Source organism: Brachybacterium sp. UMB0905 (assembly GCF_002871795.1).
Classification (GTDB): Bacteria; Actinomycetota; Actinomycetes; order Actinomycetales; family Dermabacteraceae; genus Brachybacterium.
The window spans coordinates 104,514-122,025 of record NZ_PNHL01000004.1 but is presented as its reverse complement, the minus strand read 5'-3'; the positions used below and the strand labels follow the sequence as shown (position 1 = coordinate 122,025).

15 protein-coding genes are annotated in these 17,512 nt (G+C 72.3%); 7 read left to right on the top strand and 8 right to left on the bottom strand.

The features are described 5' to 3' along the window. Positions 1-7 precede the first annotated feature (7 nt). The 6 genes from CJ197_RS05005 to CJ197_RS04980 all read left to right on the top strand — a co-directional run bounded on the left by CJ197_RS05005 (position 8) and on the right by CJ197_RS04980 (position 9,094). Positions 8-3,544: a S41 family peptidase gene (locus tag CJ197_RS05005; protein ID WP_233190650.1), complete on the top strand. Its 3,537-nt coding sequence runs from the start codon at positions 8-10 to the stop codon at positions 3,542-3,544. Positions 3,545-3,633: 89 nt separating this feature from the next. After that, complete coding sequence (locus CJ197_RS05000; protein WP_233190649.1) at positions 3,634-4,668, top strand: universal stress protein; 1,035 nt, start codon at positions 3,634-3,636, stop codon at positions 4,666-4,668. A gap of 81 nt (positions 4,669-4,749) precedes the next feature. Further along, positions 4,750-5,463: a hypothetical protein gene (locus CJ197_RS04995; RefSeq protein WP_102235652.1), complete on the top strand. Its 714-nt coding sequence runs from the start codon at positions 4,750-4,752 to the stop codon at positions 5,461-5,463. A gap of 92 nt (positions 5,464-5,555) precedes the next feature. Further along, on the top strand, positions 5,556-6,164 hold the full coding sequence (locus CJ197_RS04990; protein WP_233190648.1) for a copper chaperone PCu(A)C: 609 nt from the start codon (positions 5,556-5,558) through the stop codon (positions 6,162-6,164). After that, complete coding sequence (locus CJ197_RS04985; protein ID WP_102235650.1) at positions 6,161-7,363, top strand: Dyp-type peroxidase; 1,203 nt, start codon at positions 6,161-6,163, stop codon at positions 7,361-7,363. Before CJ197_RS04990 ends, CJ197_RS04985 begins: the two co-directional genes overlap by 4 nt. A 240-nt stretch (positions 7,364-7,603) precedes the next feature. Beyond that, positions 7,604-9,094, top strand: coding sequence for a gluconokinase (locus CJ197_RS04980; protein ID WP_102235649.1), 1,491 nt, complete (start codon positions 7,604-7,606; stop codon positions 9,092-9,094). A 107-nt stretch (positions 9,095-9,201) separates the two neighbouring features. On the opposite strand, the gene CJ197_RS04975 is transcribed toward CJ197_RS04980, so the two are convergent. From CJ197_RS04975 to CJ197_RS04955, 5 genes are all read right to left on the bottom strand, one after another. Beyond that, positions 9,202-10,473 (bottom strand): mannitol dehydrogenase family protein, encoded by a 1,272-nt coding sequence (locus CJ197_RS04975; RefSeq protein WP_102235648.1) that lies wholly within the window; start codon positions 10,471-10,473, stop codon positions 9,202-9,204. Further along, positions 10,473-11,915, bottom strand: coding sequence for a glucuronate isomerase (uxaC, locus tag CJ197_RS04970; RefSeq protein ID WP_102235647.1), 1,443 nt, complete (start codon positions 11,913-11,915; stop codon positions 10,473-10,475). The genes CJ197_RS04975 and uxaC overlap by 1 nt, the downstream gene beginning before the upstream one ends. Positions 11,916-12,011: 96 nt before the next feature. After that, positions 12,012-13,016, bottom strand: coding sequence for a LacI family DNA-binding transcriptional regulator (locus CJ197_RS04965; protein ID WP_102235646.1), 1,005 nt, complete (start codon positions 13,014-13,016; stop codon positions 12,012-12,014). 149 nt (positions 13,017-13,165) lie between these two features. Beyond that, positions 13,166-13,489, bottom strand: coding sequence for a multidrug efflux SMR transporter (locus CJ197_RS04960; protein WP_102235645.1), 324 nt, complete (start codon positions 13,487-13,489; stop codon positions 13,166-13,168). Next, complete coding sequence (locus CJ197_RS04955) at positions 13,486-13,902, bottom strand: multidrug efflux SMR transporter (protein ID WP_369801491.1); 417 nt, start codon at positions 13,900-13,902, stop codon at positions 13,486-13,488. The genes CJ197_RS04960 and CJ197_RS04955 overlap by 4 nt, the downstream gene beginning before the upstream one ends. 193 nt (positions 13,903-14,095) lie before the next feature. Here CJ197_RS04955 and CJ197_RS04950 point away from each other — a divergent pair, with 193 nt between their 5' ends. Further along, on the top strand, positions 14,096-14,482 hold the full coding sequence (locus tag CJ197_RS04950) for a BlaI/MecI/CopY family transcriptional regulator (RefSeq protein ID WP_102235643.1): 387 nt from the start codon (positions 14,096-14,098) through the stop codon (positions 14,480-14,482). Positions 14,483-14,622: 140 nt separating this feature from the next. Here the strand turns inward: CJ197_RS04950 and CJ197_RS04945 are convergent, their stop codons facing one another. From CJ197_RS04945 to CJ197_RS04935, 3 genes are read right to left on the bottom strand one after another with little or no spacing between them, the layout of a single operon-like run. Beyond that, positions 14,623-15,867 (bottom strand): PQQ-binding-like beta-propeller repeat protein, encoded by a 1,245-nt coding sequence (locus CJ197_RS04945; RefSeq protein WP_102235642.1) that lies wholly within the window; start codon positions 15,865-15,867, stop codon positions 14,623-14,625. Continuing rightward, a complete protein-coding gene (locus CJ197_RS04940) occupies positions 15,864-16,697 on the bottom strand; it encodes a cytochrome c biogenesis CcdA family protein (RefSeq protein WP_102235641.1) in 834 nt (277 codons plus the stop codon). The genes CJ197_RS04945 and CJ197_RS04940 overlap by 4 nt, the downstream gene beginning before the upstream one ends. Before the next feature lies 1 nt (position 16,698). Further along, positions 16,699-17,463 carry a thioredoxin domain-containing protein gene (locus tag CJ197_RS04935; protein WP_102235640.1) on the bottom strand — a complete coding sequence of 255 codons (765 nt, stop codon included), beginning with the start codon at positions 17,461-17,463 and terminating at the stop codon, positions 16,699-16,701. Between the last annotated feature and the right edge of the window lie 49 nt (positions 17,464-17,512).

The following is a 17,512-nucleotide window of genomic DNA, read 5'->3' as shown; positions in this document are numbered from 1 at the left end:
CGCCCCCATGTCGATGACGCCACCCCTGAGCTCTCCCGCCCGCACCACCGCGCCGTCCCACGCCGGGTATCTGCGCCACCCCGATGTCCACGGGGACCTCATCACCTTCACCGCCGCCGATGATGTCTGGCTCGCCCCGCTCGAGGGCGGCCGCGCGTGGCGACTCACCGATGAGCGCGCCCCCGTCGCGTTCCCGCGCTTCTCCCCCGATGGCGCCCACGTCGCCTACACCTCCCGCACCTCCGGCGGGCCCGAGGTGTGGGTCAGCGACGTCGAGGGCGAGAGCGCCCCGCGCCGCCTGACCACGTGGGGGCGCAATGACACGAAGGTCGCCGGCTGGCTGCCCGATGGCCGCATCCTCGTCTCCACCAGCCACGGCGCCCCGCTGGCCCGAGACGCCCAGCTGTGGGCGATTGGCCTGGACGGCACCGCGGAGCTGCTGCCGCTCGGCCGCTCGTGCGAGGCCGCGATCCACCCCTCAGGCACCACGGTCGTCGCCACCCCGTGGCGGCGCGAGCAGGCGTCCTGGAAGCACTACCACGGCGGCACCGCCGTGAAGCTGTGGATCAGTCGGCAGGATGTGCCGCTGGATGCCCCCGCGGCGCAGCACGCTGAGCGGCCCTGGGAGAAGCTCCTCGATGAGGTGCTGTCCTCGAAGCTGCGGATCGCCTGGTACGGGGATCGGCTGCTGTTCGCCTCCGACACCCCGGGCCCCGACGCTGCGCTCACCGACCGGGCGAGCGCGAACCTGTGGTCCGTCGCCCTGGACGGCAGCGACCTGCGCCGCCACACCGCGATCGACATCGCGGACGGCTATCTGCGCGAACCCGCGACCGACGGCACGAGCATCGTGTTCACCTCCCGCGGGCGCCTGTTCGCCATGGACTCCCTGGATGCCGAGCCGCGGGAGGTGCCGCTGCGCCTGGCCGGCGTGGCAGCCGCGCGCCGCCCCCGCCCCGTCTCGCCGAGCAAGAACCTGCTGGCCATGCGGCCGCTGCATGATGCGCGGGCGAGCGTCGTGGAGTGGCGCGGCAGCGCGCACGTGCTCACTCATCGGGGCGGCCCCGCCCGGCTGCTCGCCGGGGAGAGCGGGCTGCGGATGCGGGAGGTGCGGCCGATGGGGCGCAGTGACTTCGCGCTGTATGTCTCCGATGAGCAGGCCCAGACCGACCGCACCGACGGCGGTGTGGGCTCGGACGTCCTCGCGCTCGCGCGGCTGGACGGCAGCGGCGAGCCCGTCATCCTCGAGCTCGGGGACGTAGGCCGAATCCTGCACGCGATCCCCGCTCCCGACGGCTCGCGCGTCGCGCTCTCGACGCATGACAACCGGGTGCTCCTGGTGACCCTCGAGGGACTCACCGACCCGGCAGGCAGCGGGGACAGCGCGAACAGCGCCGCAGAGAGCACGAGCAGTGCCACGGAGCAGGAGAGCCCCGCCACCCCGCGCCTGCGGGACGTCAAGGAGATCGGGCGCTCTGACGGCGGCGAGATCCGCCACCTCGCCTGGTCCCCGGACAGCCGCTACCTCGTGTTCTCCCAGCCCTCGTCCTACCCGCTGGCCCGCCTCATGCTCAGCGACACCCGCGCCGCGGACCCCACCGCGGTCGCGCTGACCAGCGGCCGGTACCAGGACTCCGCCCCGGAGTTCAGCGCCGACGGGAAGCATCTGGCGCTGCTGAGCCTGCGCACCTTCGACACCGTGTACGACGACATGGTGTTCGACCTCGGCTTCGTCAACGCCGAGCGCCCCTTCCTCATCCCGCTCGAGGCCAGCACCCCCGATCCCTTCGGCCCGCATCCGGATGGCTGGGGCGGCAGCGCCGCAAACACCCCGCAGGAGGAGAAAAAGGCTGCCGAGGACGCCGCGCAGGGCGCTGCCGGCACGAAGGGCGCCGACCCGTCGGCCCCCTCCCAGCAGCCGGCCACCGCGCAGTCCGTCACCGGGGCCGACGCCGCAGCGACCCCGCCGGCCACCGTCATCGACCTCGAACAGATCGAGTCGCGCCTGGTGCCCTTCCCTGTCGTCTCCGGCTCCTACTCGCACCTCACCGCGGTGAGCGGCGGTTTCGTGTGGCTGCGGCATCCGGCCTCCACCGTGCTAGGCACCACCCGCGCCGGGGTGGAGGGCGAGGCGCCCGGGCCGACGCTCGAGCACTGGTCGCTCGCGGATCGCAAGCTCACGGTCCTCGCCGAGAATGTCACCGACCTCGCCGCCTCCGGGGATGGGCAGACCCTCGTCATCGCCCAGGGGGAGAAGCGGATCCAGATTCCGGCCGCCCGCAAGGTCGAGGACGAGGACCCCGCCCGCATCGAGATCGACACCGCGCGGCTGCGCCTGACCGTGGACCCGGTCGCGGAGCGACGCGGGATGCTGTGGGACAACTACCGCATCATGGCCCAGCAGTTCTGGCGCGCCGATATGGACGGGCAGGACTGGCATGCCATGACCGCGAAGTACGACCCGGTGCTCGAGCGCGTGGTCACGGCCGATGACTTCCAGGACCTGATGTGGGAGGTCCAGGGCGAGCTGGGCACCTCCCACGCCTACGTCAGCGGCCCCGCGTATGAGGCCGATCCGCCGATGCTCCCCGGGCACCTGGGCGCGGATTTCGCGCTCGTCGATGGCCGCTGGGTGATCACCCGGGTGCTGCCTGGCGACTCCTCCGATCCCGCGGCCCGCTCCCCGCTGCTCGCGCCCGGTGTGGGCGCCCGCGAGGGTGATGTGCTGGTGCGCGTGGACGGCCGGGAGGTCGGGCAGCAGGGGCCGTTCGCGGCGCTCATCGGCACCGCAGACAAGCCCACCGAGCTGGTGCTCGAACGCGACGGCGAGCAGCGTCGCGTGGCGGTGGTGCCGCTCGCGAGCGACGCCCAGCTGCGCTACCAGGCCTGGGTGGCCTCGCGTCGCGAGCGCGTCGCGGAGCTCTCCGGCGGGCGGCTCGGCTACCTGCACATCCCGGACATGGTCTCCTCCGGCTGGGCGCAGATGCACCGCGACCTGCGCGAAGCCGCGACGAAGGAGGGCATCGTCGTGGACGTGCGCTACAACGGCGGCGGCCACACCTCGCAGCTGGTCACCGACCGGCTGGCCCGTCGGGTCCGGTCCTGGGGCTACGCCCGCCACGAGCAGCCGGACACCTACCCCGCCAATGCGCCGCGCGGACCCGTCGTGCTGGTCACCAACCAGGAGGCGGGGTCCGATGGTGACATCGTGAACGCCGTCTCCCGGGCGATGCAGATCGGCCCGATCATCGGCACCCGCACGTGGGGCGGTGTGATCGGCATCGACGGCCGCTACGACCTGGTGGACGGCACCGGGGTCACCCAGCCGAAGTACGCCGCCTGGTTCGAGGGTGAGGAGTGGGCGATCGAGAACTACGGCGTCGAGCCGGACATCGAGGTGCCCTTCCCACCCAATGCCTGGGGTGCGGGGGCGGATCCGCAACTCGAGCGCGGTGTCACCGAGGCGCTGGCCCTGCTCGAGGAGCATCCCGCGGCTGTGGCCCCGCCGCTGCCGGCCCCGCGCTTCAGCGCAAAGGATTCCTGAGCGGCACGGGGACTTCCGCCGCATCCGCCCTGCCCGCACCGCGATACGGTGGGGGCAGGGCGGCGAACCAGCCGGTCCACCCCGGGGCGATGACGCCGCCGCAGCGCCCCGATATCTCCCAGGAGGTCGTGATGCACGACGTCGAGCACACTTCTCCCACCCCTGATCTGGCCAGCCGCCCACTCGGCGTGCTGGTGGGCTACGACGGGTCCGACCAAGCGATGAAGGCGCTGGTCTATGCTGCCCGCGCCGCCCGCCGCGCTGACTGCCCGCTGACCGTGGCCACCGCCTTCACCGTGCCCGCCTCTGCGCAGCCGAACCTCGGCTCGCTCGCGGCGGCGACCTCGGAGACCCAGCAGCGCGAAGCGATCGCGAAGGCGCTGCTGCAGGAGGCGCTCGGGCACCTGGCGGACTTTGACGGGCAGGTCCTCACCCGCCTCGAGGTGGGCGATGCCGCCGGGGCGATGGTGCGCCTGTCCTCGCAGGCCCGCCTGGCCGTGGTCGGTGCCCGCGGGCGCGGCGGTTTCGTCGGGCGCCTGCTGGGTTCCGTCTCCTCGGCCCTGCCCGCCCACGCACACTGCCCCACCGTGGTGGTGCCGCGCGACTACGACATCGGCGAGGGCGAGGCCCGCTTCGCGCCTGTCGAGTCCGAGGCGCCCGTTGTGGTGGGCGTGGACCGTTCCGAGCGCAGCGAGATCGCTCTGCAGATCGCGGCGCTGGCCGCGGCGGCGCGCCAGACCACCCTGCACATGCTGGTGGTGATGCCGCCGCCGGAGAACTGGGGCGGCTGGTACGCCTCCCTCATGCCGGGCACGGATGTCATCGAGCAGGAGCGCAAGGAGCTGGAGAAGGAGGTCGCGGCCGATGCCGCGGCGGTCTCCGCCCAGCATGACGGCCTGCCGGTCACCAGCGAGGTGCTGGTCTCCGATGCGGCCAGCGAGCTGATCGCCCGCTCCGGCCGCGCGCAGCTGACCGTGGTGGGCACCCGCGGCCACGGCCGTATGGCCTCCGCACTGCTGGGTTCGGTCTCCCGCACCCTGCTCATGCACGCCGAAGGACCGGTGCTGGTGGTGCCGGATCTGGATCCGGTGCGCAATGCGGTGAACCCCCGCCACCCACGCTGATGCACCACAGCTGAGGAGGCTCGCATCACCGCGGCCCTTCTGCAGCGGACACGGCGGGCGGGGACGGGGCATGATGGGATCATGTCCGCCCCGCCCGCCCCTGCCGCTGCGCCACGTCTGCTGCGCGGTGTGCTCGCGGCGAGCCTCGCCACGGCGGTGGCGCTGGCCGGGCACCTCGCGGCCGGGGCGGCGAGCCCATCGGCCGTGGGAATCCTGGTGCCCTGGTGGCTGTCGGTCACGGTGTGCACCGTCCTCGCCGGGCGCCGCCCCTCCCTCCCCCGCACCAGTGCGGCCGTGCTGGCCAGCCAGGCACTGTTCCACGCCCTGTTCACGCTGGGCACCCCGCAGGCCAGCGGGACGGTGCTGCGCGATCCGCCCGGCTCGCATCTCGGGCACGGCGGGCACGGTGGTGTCGCACATGCGGGACTGCATGGCGCGACGGAGCTCGGCGGGCATGCGGCGCACGCAGGACACCTCGGGCATGCGGGCCACCTCGGGCTTGTAGGTCATGACGGCCCCGCGATGCTGCTCGGGCACCTCGTGGCGGCCCTCGTGACCGCGCTGCTGCTGCACCGCGGCGAGATGCTGGCCCGCAGCTCGGTGACGCTGCTGGCGACGTTGCTGACGGCCCTCGCGGCGCTCGGCCGCGCGGGTGAGGCTCTCGTGCTGCCGGTGCTGGTGCCGACGGTGCCCCGTCGGCCCCTGGATCCCACCTTCCCGCTGCGCCGCCTGCGCCGTGCGGCGCTCACCCCGCAGCCGCATCGCGGACCCCCGCTGGTCCCGGCCGTCGCCTGAGCCCACCTGGGCGGCGTCGGCCCCTCACATCCCCACACCGCCCCGGCGACCTGCCCGGGCGGCCCTCCCCGATGCTGAGCGAAGGACCTGAAATGCGCATCTCCCTGACCCGCCGTGCGGCGCTGCTGACCGCCCTCTCCCTGCCCCTGGCCGCCTGCGGCGGCTCCGACCCCGCGCCCGCCACGGACGATGGCGCCTCCGATGGCGGCGCCGATGCCGGCGCGCTGACCACCACGGACATGTGGATCAAGGCTGCCGAGGAGGGGATGACCGCCGGCTTCGGCGTCATCACCAACGGCACCGACCAGGACCTGGTCCTCGTGGGTGCCCGCACCGATGCCGCCTCTGAAGTGCAGCTGCATGAGACCGCCGAGGACGGCTCCGGCGGCATGAGCATGAAGGAGGTCGAGGGCGGTCTCGACCTGCCCGCCGGCGGCGAACTGCTGCTCGAGCCCGGCGGCCACCACCTCATGCTCATGGGAATCCCGGAGCCGCTGCAGCCGGGCGATGCCGTCGAGATCACCCTCGAGTTCGAGGACGGCACCGAGCTGGCCTTCACCGCCGACGTGAAGGACTTCGCGGGCGCCCAGGAGAACTACGCCCCCGGCGAAGAGCCCGACGGACACAACGAGCACGACGGACACGACGGGCACGACGAGCACGAGGGGCATGGCGCCTCCGATGGCGGGGACGACTCATGACTTCGCAGCCACAGCCGGGCCGGCGCCGCGTCCTGCTGGGCGGGGCCGCCAGCGCCGGCGCGCTCGGCGTAGGCGCAGCGGCCGTCGGCCTGGATCGCAGCCTGCTGCGCGAGGAGCCCACCGCCCCGGCCCCCGACCCCGCGCCCTACGGCGCACACGTGGTGCCCTTCCACGGGGAGCATCAGGCGGGGGTGGAGACCCCCGCCCCGGCGAGCGCGGCCTTCCTGGGCCTGGATCTCGCCCCCGGCGTGGACCGCGAGGGCATCATCCGTCTGCTGCGGGTCCTTACCGATGACGCCGAGCGCCTCACCCAGGGGCGCGGCGCGCTCGCGGACACCGAACCAGAGATGGCGAGCGAGCCCGCATCGCTCACGATCACCGTCGGCTTCGGCCCCGGGTTCCTGGAGCGCGCGGACCGCACCTCACCGCAGTGGCTCGCCCCGCTGCCGGATTACGCGATCGACGAGCTCGAAGAGCCGTGGACCGGCGGGGAGCTGCTGCTGCAGGTCGCCGCGGAGGATCCGCTGACCGTGGCGCACGCGACGCGGATGCTGCTGAAGGACGCCCGCACGTTCACTCGCACCCGCTGGATCCAGCGGGGTTTCCGCCGCTCCCCCGGCGTGCAGCGCCCCGGCACGACGATGCGCAACCTCTTCGGGCAGCTCGACGGGTCGGCGAACCCGCAGCTGGGCACCAATCACTTCGCGACCGTGGTGTGGATTCCCGACGGTCCCTTCGCGGGCGGCACCTCGATGGTGCTGCGGCGCATCCGCATGGACCTCGACGGCTGGGATCTGGCCGACCGCACTGCCCGCGAGCATGCCGTGGGCACGCGGCTGGACACCGGGGCGCCGCTCACCGGCGGGGCCGAGGGCGATCAGCCGGACTTCGAGGCGCTCGGCCCGCACGGCTTCCCGCAGATCGCGGAGTTCGCGCACCTGCGGCGGGCCCGCGGCGTCGATGACGGCGTGCACCAGGAGATCTACCGCCGGCCCTACAACTATGAGGACGGCGGGGAATCGGGGCTGCTGTTCGCCTCCTACCAGGCGGATCTGGCCGCGCAGTACCTGCCGATGCAGCAGCGCCTGGCGGACCTGGACCTGCTGAACGAGTGGACCACACCTGTGGGCTCGGCCGTCTTCGCGATCCCGCCCGGCTGCGCCGAGGGCGAGTACCTGGGGCAGTCCGTGCTCGGGTGAGGCTGGCTTTTTGCCCGCGTCCGCCCGCTCCCAGGCCTGGCCCAGCCCCACCCTCTCCAGCAATCGCCACCACCTACCCCGGCGTAGTGCGGGTCTCAAGCCTGATACGGCACTGACACCCGCGGTAGCCCGGGGTAAGTGGTGGCGGGCGGGGCGTGGCAACCAGTGGCCTGCCCCTGCCGCGACTCGCAGGGCGTTTCTATGCTGGGCGCACACCCGCAACGCGAGCAGGAGACGACGATGCCCCGCTTCAACATCCCCTCCGAAGACGCCCAGGGACCGCTGGTCGTCGGGATCGACATCGGCTCGGGCGGCACCCGCGCCGCCGTGTACGACGTCAGCGGACGCGAGGTCGGCAAGCTTCAGCACAAGGAGACGCACACCTTCACAAGCGCTGATGACGGCACCTCCACGATCGACGCCGACCAGGTCGTCGCCGAAGTCCGCACCGCTCTCGAGGCGGTGCTCCACGGCACGGATCTGCCGGGGCAGGTGCTCGCCATCGGCGTGGACACCTTCGCCTCCTCCCTCATTGCGGTGGATGCGGCAGGCCGCGCCCTCACCCCCTGCATCACCTACGCGGACACCCGCTGCCAGCACCAGGTTGACGCGCTCGCCGAGCAGCTGGATGTGGAACAGCTGCATGAGCGCACCGGGGCACGTCTGCACTCGAGCTACACCGCGCCGCGGATCGCGTGGCTGCGCGAGGAGCACCCCGAGGTGTTCGCGCGCACCGCGCGGTTCATGGCGCTCGGGGAGTACATCGCCGCGCAGCTGCTGGGCACGCCGGCGCTCGGCACCGCCTCCGCGGCCTGGTCGGGCATGATCGACCGCCGCAGCGGGGACTACGTGCCCGAGCTGTTGGATGCGGTGGGCATCAGCGAGGACATGATGGGGCGGTCGATGGATCCGTCGGACGCTGTGCCGGTGAGCGGAACGCCGCTCGCCGCGCGGTTCCCGCAGCTGGAGCAGGCCGTGTGGGTCCCGGTGGTGGGCGATGGCCTGGCTGCGAACCTGGGCATCGGGGCGCTGGGTCCGGGGACCTGGGGCATCTCCACCGCGACCTCCGGGGCGATCCGGCAGCTGCTGAACACCGAGATCCCCACCCTACCCTCCGGGCTGTGGGCCTACCGGGTGGATCAGCAGCGCACGCTCGTGGGCTCGGCGATGAGCGACTGCGGGCGCGTGCTGGACTGGTGCCGCCAGCAGCTGGGGATGCCCTACGAGATCGAGACCCTGGATACGCAGACCCTCTTCTCCGCGCCGCCGTTGGCCGGGACGCCGCTCGTGGTGCCGTTCCTCTCCGGGGAGCGGGGCACGAAGTGGCGGGGCGGCGCCCGGGCGGTGATGGCGAACATCAGCGCCTCCACTACCTGGCAGGACATGCTGCGCGGGGCGATGGAGGGCGTGGCGCTGAGCTTCCTGCGCATCGCCGACCAGATGCGCGAGGCCGGTGGTGAGCCGGAGCGGATCGTGCTCTCCGGCGGCATGACCGGTGTGGTGCCGGCGTGGCTGCACCTGCTGTCCGATGCGCTCGGCGCGCCGATCGACCACGTGGCGATCTCCCGCTCCACCATGCGCGGCGCCGCCGTCCTGGCCCTCGAGCAGGCCGCGCCAGAGCAGGCCGTGGCCGAGGCGCCCGTGCTGCGGCATGTGGAGCCGGTGGCCGCGCACCAGGACTACTACCGCGAACGCCTCGAACGCTTCGAAGCCCTGGCCAACCTCGCCTGAGCGCGGGGCAGGGTACGCCCACCCCCGCACGTTTTCGGGTGCTGCGTACCAAAACTGGTACGCAGCACCCGAAAACGCGCATCAGGTTGAGGGCGGCAGGCGCCTCCTCACCCTCGCGGCAGGCGCGGCTCCTCGGCGAGGACGGCGTCCACCAGGGGGTCGTCGGACGCAACGCCCAGGAGGTCCAGCAGCGCCACCACGCGCTCGCGGTCCTCCTCGCGCCCCGCGGCGGCAGCGATCGCTTCGCCCTGCGGGTCGGCGATCTCATGGCCGTCGCGCGCCCGCTGCGTGACCCAGCTGGTCCACGAGGCCACGGCGGCGGTCTCCCCCGGCGACTGCTCCGGCCCACCGAGCTCGGCGATCACGGGCAGTGCCCGCACCGGCAGCTTCGCCGACCCATCAGCGGCGATGCGAATCAGCTGATCGGCGAGCCGCGGGTTGCGGAACCGCTCCTCAAGCGCCGCGGTGTAGGCATCGAGCTCCGCGGTCGGCAGTGGCAGGGTCTGGCGGGCCTCTTCCCATAGCTTCTCCACCAGGGCGCGGACCTCGCGATGGGCGATCGCTTCGTCGACGCGCTCCACGCCCGCCACCTGCCCGGCGTAGGCCATGAGGCTGTGGGCGCCGTTGAGCAGCCGCAGCTTGCGCAGCTCATAGACCTCGACGTCGTCGGTCAGCTGCGCCCCGGCCTTCTCCCAGGCGGGGCGGCGGCCGCGGAAACGGTCCTCGATGACCCACTCGGTGAACGGCTCGGTGACCACCGGCGCAGCGTCGACGAAACCGGTCTGCTCGCGCACCACCTCGGCGGCCGCGTCATCGGCGCTCGGGGTGATGCGGTCCACCATGGTGGAGATGACGTCGACGTGCTCGTCGAACCAGGCGCGGGTGGGCTCATCGCAGGCAGCGAGCACGGCCTCGCGCAGCACCTGCCCATTGCCCGTCAGGTTGTCGCAGCTGACCAGGGCGATCGGCTCCTCCACCCCGGCTTCACGGCGCGCCTTCAGCCCGAGCGCAATGCGCGCGGGGGCAGAGCTCTCCGGGTCGGAGCCGGCGGCGTAGCCCTTCTCGGTGATGGTCAGAGTGACCACGGCCGTGAAGGGGTCGGCGAGCAGGGCCACGAGGGTGTCGATGTCGCCCGCGGGGTGGACCTCGTCGATCACGTCGATCAGCGAAACCTCATCCCCCTCGGCGCCGCGCACGATCAGCCCATAGCGCCCGTCCTGGGCGTTCAGCAGATCGGCCATGCGGGCGGAGCGGCCGGTGAAGGCGACGACGGACCAGCCGCCAGCCGCGGCGGTCGCGGCGAGGGTGTGGGCGCGGGCGAAGTTGCCGATGCCCAGGTGGACCAGGCGGCCCTCATCGGACGGGGCGGGGGCGTTCATCAGGCCTTCTCCTTCGTCGTCACGGCGTCGAGGCGGAACACCTCGCGCGGCTGCTGGACGGGCAGGGTGGCGGCGAGCTGCTCGGCATCCTCGAGGCGGATGCGATGCTCGGCGACCAGCCCCGCGAGATGGTGGGCGTCCAGGCGGCGGGCCATGTCGTGCCGCGCGGGGATGGAGCAGAACGCGCGAGTGTCGTCGATGAAGCCGCTGGTGCGGGTGTAGCCGATGGTCTCGGAGACGGCTCGGCGGTAGCGCAGGATTGCATCGGGCGCATCGATGAACCACCAGGGGGCACCGGCGAACACCGAGGGGTACACCCCGGCCAGCGGCGCGACCTCGCGGGACAGGACGGTCTCGTCGATCGTGAACAGGACCAGGCGGAAGTTCTCCGCATGGCCGACGTCGTTCAGGACCGGCCGGAGGTGGTTCACGTAGTCCACGGCGACGGGGATGTCGAAGCCGATGTCGGCGCCGAACTGCTCGAGCATGGCGTCGCTGTGGTTGCGGGAGACCGCCGGGTGCAGCGTCATGACCAGGCCGTCCTCGGCGGCCAGGCGCGCCTGGTCGGCCAGCAGGTGGCGGCGCAGCGCGACCGCGTCGGTCTCAGCGATCTGTCCGCTGCGTGCGCTCGCGTAGAGGCGCCGGGCGTCCTCGAGGTCCAGCCGCTGTGTGCCGGGGTCGAGGTGGGAGTGGTCGGAGGAGACGGCGCCGTGGTCGCGGAAGTACAGGCGGCGCACGCGCATGGCCTCGAGGTGGCCGTCATAGGTGCTGGTGTCCACGTCGGCGGCCTCGCCGAGCGCATCGGTCAGCTCACGGAAATCGGCGCGGGCGGGCTCGAGGTAGCGGTCGGGCCGGAACGTGGGGATGACGCGGCCGGTGAAGGAGTCATCGGCGGCCAGCGCATCATGCGGGGCCAGGTCATCCACCGGGTCATCGGTGGTGGCGAGCACCTCGATGCCGAAGCGGTCGAACAGGGCGCGGGGCCGGAACTCGGGCTGGGCGAGCTGCTCGGCGATCGCGTCGTACATCGCATCGGCGGTGCGGGGACTGAGCACGGTCGTCAGCCCGAACACCTCGGCGAACTCGTGCTCCATCCAGTAGCGCGAGGGGGTGCCGGCGTAGGCGTGCCAGTGCTCGGCCAGCAGATGCCAGGCACGGCGGGAGGCCTGATCGTCCAGAGGCGCCTGTCCCACGCCGAGGTCTGCGAGGTCCACGCCGCGGGCGTGCATGAGGCGGTTGACGTAGTGGTCGGGGGTGATGAACAGCGAGGTGGGGTCACGGAACGGCTCATCGTCCAGCAGCAGCCGCGGATCCACGTGGCCGTGCGGGGAGACGATCGGCTGGTCCTTCTGCAGCTGATAGAGGCCGCGCGCGATGTCCCGCACAGCGGGATCGGCGGGCAGCAGTCGATCGGGATGCGGAGTGAAGGCGTCGTTGCTCATGGGGCCCATCCTCGCAATGCGGGCTCGCGCGCAGGGCTGGTTGCCCGCAATTGCCGCGTTTCCGCGGCGTCCCGAACTATCCGAGACGACCCCGGACTACCGGGCATCTTCGCGCGGGCCGGTGGTGCCGCGCGGCATGAGGCGCACCGGCAGGGACCCCTCCACGGGGGTGCGGTGGGCCGACGGGTTCTCGATGCGGCGCACCAAACGCTCCACGGCGGCGCGGCCCTGGGCGCGCTTGGGGCTGACGATGGTGGTCAGCCCTCCGCCGATCAGGCGGGCGAGCTGGATGTCGTCGTGCCCTATGACCGACAGCTGCCCGGGCACGCGGATCCCGACGCGCAGCGCGGCGACCAGGAACCCGAAGGCGATGAGGTCGTTGTAGCAGATCACGGCATGCGGGAGGGTGTCTCGCAGCTCCTCGAAGGCCTGCTCACCGCCGGCGATGGTGGGGGCGAAGGGGCCGTGGCGCTGGATGGGCAGGCCGTGATGGCGGGCGGCGTCGCGAGCGGCGCGCCACCGCTCCCCGTCGGACCAGGAGTTCACGGGGCCGGCCACATAGGTGATGGTCCGCAGCCCGTTCTCGTCGAGGTGGGCGATGGCTTGGGACATGCCGTGCTCGAAGTCCGGGGTGACGGAGTCCAGTCCGGCCACCCGCCGGTTCATGACCACGACGGGGATGCGTTTGGTCAGGTGGTTCAGGGCGGCGTCGGACAGTCGGGTGCCAGAGAGCACGAGGCCGTCCACGACGTTCACGGCGCTTTCGAGGCTCGTGCGCTCGCGCGCCTCATCCTCCACGGTGTCCAGCAGCAGCAGCAGGTATTCGAGCTCGTGGGCGGCCTCCTGCATGCCGGAGACCAGTTCGGCGAAGTAGGGATTGGTGAGGTCGGCGACCTCGATGCCGAGGCGGTGGTGGCGGTGGGTGCGCTCTTGGGACGGGGGCGCGTCGGTGCGGTACCCGAGGACCTTGGCCGCAGCCATGACCTTGGCGTGGGTGGCGGCGCTGACGCGGCCGGGGCGGGAGAAAGCGCGAGAGACCGTGGAGGGAGCGACACCTGCCTGCGTGGCGACGTCATAGATGGTTACGCGCTTACGGCTCATCGGGTCTCCTCCCGGCGGTGGCGGCCAGCTGGTCGGCGGGCGCTTTTGCGCGCACCGATAGGGTCGCACTCTAACGGCAACCTGTGGCAACCATCTCTCAGGCCGCGCCGGTGATCTTCAGGCAGTACCGCTCTTTCTCCGGCGGCGTCTCAGACGGTGCCGCCGATCTCGATCAGCAGCACCCCCACCGCGATCAGTCCCATCCCGCTGAGCATGAGCGGAGTGAGAGGCTCTCGAAACAGGACGCGGGAGGCCAGAGCGGTCAGGGTGATCCCGAGAGCGATCCAGATCCCGTAGGCCACGCCGAGGGGCATCCCCGCGGCGAGGGCCCCGGACAGCAGGACGAACGCGACGACGTAGCCGCCCGCGACCACGACGTACCAGCGGCGGGCGCCGTGGGCGGCGGCCCGCAGCGACAGGGTGCCGATGACCTCGGCGAGGACTGCGCCGAGCAGCAGCAGCCAGGCGCTCATGCGTCGCGCTCCCGGGTGCGACGCGGGGCGGTATGCCCCGGGGCCGCCGGACCTGCGGTCGCCGGGACGGCAGCTGGCACCGGTGCCGCCTGGGGAGCAGCGCGCACGGCCCCGAGCTCGACGAGCACCACCCCGGCCGCGACCAGCACGATCCCCGTGATCTTCAGGGCTGTGAGCATCTCGCCGAACAGCAGCGCGGACAGCACTGCGGTGAGCACCACGCCGCAAGCGCCCCAGATGCCATAGGCGACCCCCAGGCCCATTCCGCGGCGCAGCACCTGCACGAGCAGCCCATAGGAGGCGAGGTACCCGGTGACGACGACGACATACAGCCCCGGGTGGTCCAGTGCTCCGCGCAATGACAGGGTCGCCGCGGCCTCCGTGAGGATCGCTCCGAGCAGCAGCAGCCACATGGTCACAGCTCTCCTCCTGCGCGGGATAACGGCGAGGATCCTATCCTCCAGGTCACGGTCGGCGCTGACACCTCCCCCACTGCTCGACTATGCTCAATAGTCGACAGAAGCTGGCGGCGCATACCGCCCGTGCAGGCCAGCGACGCAGATCGCCGGCGATGACCGGCGAGAGCGCCCGCCAGGAGGTCTCGGTATGAGCACCACGAAGTCTCCGGTCCATGTGCCGCTCGGCGCCCTTGAACGGCAGGTGATGGAGGTGCTGTGGGATCGTGATGACCTCACGGTGCGGGACCTCATCGCGGCGCTCGGCGGCCATCACGCCTATACGACGATCGCAACGGTGCTGGCGAACCTGGAGCGCAAGGGCCTGACGCTGAATCGGCATGAGGGGCGCAGCGCCCTGCATTCGGCGCAGTACACGCGCTGCGAGTATGCGGCGCGGGCCATGGAGCAGGCGCTCGTGGACTCCCCGGATCACCGCAAGGTGTTCACGCGGCTGCTGCGCCGTATGGATCGGGAGGATCTGGCGCTGCTGCGCGAGTGCCTGAGCGACGAGGACGAGCCGCGAGACGAGCCGTGAGCGGAGTCGCGCGCCGAGCGGTGAGCGGGGCCGCGCGCTGGGGCACACGCTGAGCCACGAGCTGAGCGAGTCCGCGCCTCGTCGGCCCACTCCCCACCTCTCAGCGGGTCCCGGAACCTCTCAGCAGACCCCAACACCCCTCAGCGGGTCCCGAAGTCCGGGTCGAACTCGGTGGTGACCAGGTAGCGCGCCTCGTCATCCACCCGGATGGCGGCGGCGGAGTCCGCGGTGAACAGCTCGGGCACCGCGAGAGGCGCGTCCTTGTCCACGTCGTAGGGGTGGACCATGGTGCCCTGTTTGCTATCCAGCACCACGAGCGTGCCCTCCTGCGGCCGCACGGCGTAGACCAGGCGCTCCCCGGCGGTGAGGAAGGCCAGCGGCTCGGGGTCCTGGTGGCGCCACAGCTCCTCGCCCTCCGCGTCCAGGCCCCGCACGAGCGGCCCGGCGGCGACGACCGTCACCTCCATGACATGGTCGCGGGCCACCGCATCGGCCTTCTCGGCGCGGATCGTGCCGTCGGCCAAGTCCACCACGGTGCCGGCCGCGTCGTCGTCGGTCACCACGGCCCAGCCGGTCGCGGAGTCGATCTCGCGCGGTACCCATGCGGCGGCCGCTTCGAGGCCGCCCGGTAGGTCGATCCGCCACAGCTCAGCGTCATCGGGGCCGAGTGCCACGAGCTCCTGACCTGCGGTGTGCAGGATGGTCCCGGCGTGCTCGGCGAGGATCCGCCCGCCGTCGAGGTCCTCTTCGGCCAGGCGCCGCGATCCCGAGCCGGCGTCGAGCACCGCGCGGGAGCCGGGCTCGCCGATCACCAGGCCCGGCCCGGTCACGGCCCCGGCCACGCCGGTCCACAGCTGGGCGCCGGTGCGCACGTCGTAGCCGGCAAGGACGCTGATCAGCTCCCCGTCGGTGCTCTCATCCACGGAGGCGAGCACCGCCACGGGGCGGTCGCCGTCCCGAGTGAGCGCCGCCGCGGTGCAGCCCAGGGGGCGCTCGGCCGTCCACAGCACGGTGCCGTCCTGCTTCACCGCGGTGAACTGCAGGCGATCCTCGGCGTTCGCGTATCCCAGCAAGTGCCCGCCCAGGCAGAGCGGGGTGGCGCTCCAGCCGGGGTCCACCACGATCATCGGCTCCATCTCGAGCGGAACGCTGAGGGTGGAGAAGTCCACCACCTCGGCGCGCTCGTGGACCTCCACCGGGTCCGGGGCGAGGTCCGCGGGCGGGCTCGAGAGCTCCGCTCCGCCCGGCTCCTGCGGCGCGGGCTCCTCGTCATCGCCGGTGCAGGCGGCGAGCGCACCCATGGGCAGCAGCGCCAGGAGGGCCCGGCGCGGCATCGGGCGCAGAGCCGGGGCTCCGGTCCGATGGGGCGTGCGGTACGGGGTCATCGGCGGGCTCCGGATCGGTGGCGCCACCAGGCTGCCAGTGCAATCGCCCCCAGCAGCAGGATCACGGCGATCTGCACGGCCGGGTGGTCGAGTGCGCCGGTGCCGGCCTGCCAGCGGGACAGCAGTGCGGTGGGCACCAGGGAGGGCATGGTGACCAGGCCGTTGGTGGCCCAGAAGAGGATGCCGACACCGATGATCAGCGCGCCGGTCAGCAGGTTCGTGGTGTGCAGGGTGAGGGGGCCGACGGTCACGGTGCGCCCGCGCAGGACCCGTCGGCCCTTCTCGCCCAGCTGTTCCCAGAGGGCCGCGAGAACTATGAGCGGCACCACCATCCCGGCGCCGTAGACGGCCAGCAGCACCGCCGCCAGCGGCACGCTGCCCTGCCCGGCGGCGAGGGTGAGGACCGCCCCGAGGATGGGCCCGGCGCAGAACCCGGCCACGCCGCCCACGGCGCCCAGCAGGAAGGTGCGGATCATGCCGGGGGCCCGACGGGAGGAGGCCTGGCGGGCGCGGTCCATGCCGGGCACGGCGCGCGAGAGGTCCATGCCGAAGCCGAGGGCGTGGGCGATGCCCAGGGCGATCAGCACGATCGCGGTGATCACCACGACGGTGCTGCGGTGCTGCATGAACAGGGCGCCGAGGATCCCGGCCCCCACGCCGAGCGGCACGAGGGTGACCAGCAGGCCCAGGTAGAACATGGCGGCGTGCGGCAGCAGGCGGGCGCGCGAGGTGACGGTGGAGGCGAAGAATCCGGGCAGCAGCAGCGCCCCGCAGGGGCTCAGCAGGGACAGGGCGCCGCCCAAGAAGGCGGTCAGCAGGCCGACCTCCATCTCAGCCCTCCGCCGCCGCGAGCTTCTCGTCGACCATCCGGGTGAACTCCGCGGTGGGCTGCGCGCCGATGGTGGGGGTGCCGCCGATGATGAACGCGGGCGTGGACATGGTGCCCAGGTCCCAGCCCTGCTGCGCATTGGCGGCGATGACCTCGGCGGTCTGATCGGAGGTGAGGTCGGTGCGGAACTGCTCGACATCCAGGCCGAGCTCCTTCGCGGAGGCGACCAGGGCATCCTCGGACAGCTCGCCGCTGGAGCGGATCTCCCCCTCGGGGAACAGCGCCTCGTGGTACTCGAGGAAGGCGTCCTGCTGGGCGGCGGCGAGCAGGGCCTTGGCGGCGCGCTCGGAGTCATCGCCGTAGATGTTCACGTCCCGGAACTCGATGCGCAGATCACCGCGATCCACGTACTCCATGAGCACCGGCAGGGTTTCGTGGGACCAGCGCGCGCAGTACTGGCACTGGAAGTCGCTGAACACGACCATGCCCACGGGGGCGTCCACGGGGCCGACGGCCAGTAGGTCATCGGGGTCGCGGGCCTCTTCGGAGCTGAGGTCGGGGGTGGCCACGGAGTCGGGGTGCTCAACCGCCGCAGGCTCAGTGGCGGCGGTCTCCGCGGCGGCGGGATCGTCCCCGTCGGCCCCGGCGTTCAGCCAGATCACCACCCCGATCAGCAGTGCGACCACGGCGATGATCGCGACGGGGACCAGCCAGGCGCTGCTGCCGTCGCCGAGGTTCTGGGTCTGCTCGCGCTTGCCCGCTGCCATGCTCCGTCCATCCCCCATCCGGTGATTACTATCGGCGATAGTAGGCGGG